The organism is Saccharopolyspora sp. (genome assembly GCF_017434145.1).
Lineage (GTDB): Bacteria > Actinomycetota > Actinomycetes > Mycobacteriales > Pseudonocardiaceae > Saccharopolyspora_C > Saccharopolyspora_C galaxeae.
The window spans coordinates 1-1696 of sequence record NZ_JAFRFW010000405.1; the positions used below are offsets into that span (position 1 = coordinate 1).

Here is a 1696-nt window from a genome sequence, read left to right on the forward strand (position 1 = left end):
ACGATGGTCCGCGACGGCGCACCGGCTTCCCTCGGCGTGGTGGAGCTGCGCCGGGCCGGGGCCGCCGAGCTGCCCGCGGAGGGGTTGTGGCGGATCGACCCGGTGCACTCGTCGGTGCGGGTCAGCGCCCGGCACCTGGGCATCACCAGCATCCACGGCCGGTTCACCGACTTCTCCGGTGACGTGTGGATCGCCGATCCGGTGGAGCGGTCCTCGGTCGCCGTGCGCATCGACGCGGCCAGCGTGGACACCGCCAACGCGCAGCGCGATGAGCACCTGCGCAACGAGGACTTCCTGCACGTGGAGAAGTACCCGGAGATCAGCTTCGCCTCCACCGGGTTGCGGCCGGCAGGCGGGGAGCGCTGGGAACTCGTCGGTGATCTGACGCTGTGCGGAGTGACCAGGCAGGTCAAGCTGGACACCCACTACTCCGGTGTCGGGCCGGACCCGTGGGGCGGGATGCGGGCGTCGGCCTCGGCGACAACCGAGCTGCATCGCGAGGACTTCGCGATCACGTTCAACCAGGCTGTGCGCACCGGGATCGCCGCCATCGGCACCACGTTGCGGGTGGACATCGACATCCAGGCGGTCCAGCAGGACTGACGCCGCGCTCGCACCGCTGAGGGCCGTTCGCCGAACACGGGCGAGCGGCCCTTTTGCGTGCGTGATCAGGGGCGGAAGCTCGGGTGGTGGAGGCGGCGACGGTAACTCGCCGTGTCGGAAAAATACGGTGCGCCACGATGATGTTCGTGTAATATTGAGCGCAACGGACTCAACTTTCCTGTTGGTGCCGCTCGCGGCGGTTCCTGTTCCGACTTCGGATCGGGCGCCATCGAGCGGCGCGGCAGGTGTGCACGGCGGCATTTCGACGCGAGCATGGTGACCCGCGAGCGATGCCCGGCGAGGTGGAGGAATGGACGCTTTCAACCCGACCACGAAGACCCAGCAGGCGATCTCCTCGGCAGCGCAGGCCGCGACGGTCGCAGGCAATCCCGATGTCGTCCCGGCCCGGCTGCTCGGGGCCCTGCTGGCGCAGGGAGACGGGCTCACCGCGCCGCTGCTGTCGGCCGTGGACGCCGACCCGGCCGCGGTGCGCAGCGAAGTGGAGGGGTTGATCGGCGGCCTGCCCACCGCTTCGGGCTCGACCGTTTCGGCGCCGCAGCTGTCCCGGGACGCGGTGAAGACGCTGACCCACGCGCAGCACCTCGCGACCGAGATGGGCGACGACTACGTCTCCACCGAGCACCTGCTGGTCGGCCTGGCCGCCGAGGGCGGACAGGTGGCCGACCTGCTGCGCAGGCACGGCGCCACGCCGGACGCGCTGCGCGAGGCGTTTTCCGATGTGCGCGGTTCCGCCCGCGTGTCCAGCCCGGATCCGGAGGGCACGTACCAGGCGTTGGAGAAGTACGGCCAGGACCTCACCGACCGCGCGCGCAAGGGCGACCTGGACCCGGTGATCGGCCGCGACTCGGAGATCCGCCGGGTGGTGCAGGTGCTGTCCCGGCGCACGAAGAACAACCCGGTGCTCATCGGCGAACCGGGCGTCGGCAAGACCGCCATCGTGGAGGGCCTGGCGCAGCGGATCGTGGCCGGTGACGTGCCGGAGTCGCTGCGCGGCAAGCGGGTCGTCGCGCTCGACCTCGGTTCGATGGTCGCGGGCGCGAAGTACCGCGGGGAATTCGAGGAGCGGCTCAAG

General features: G+C 70.6%; 2 protein-coding genes. Both read left to right on the forward strand.

All coding sequences use genetic code 11. The features are described 5' to 3' along the window. The coding region (locus IJH84_RS11050; protein WP_295143596.1) for a YceI family protein at positions 1-603 on the forward strand (603 nt) is incomplete at its 5' end. A gap of 310 nt (positions 604-913) precedes the next feature. After that, positions 914-1696 (forward strand): Clp protease N-terminal domain-containing protein (locus tag IJH84_RS11055; protein WP_295143598.1); only part of this gene is annotated, 783 nt, incomplete at its 3' end.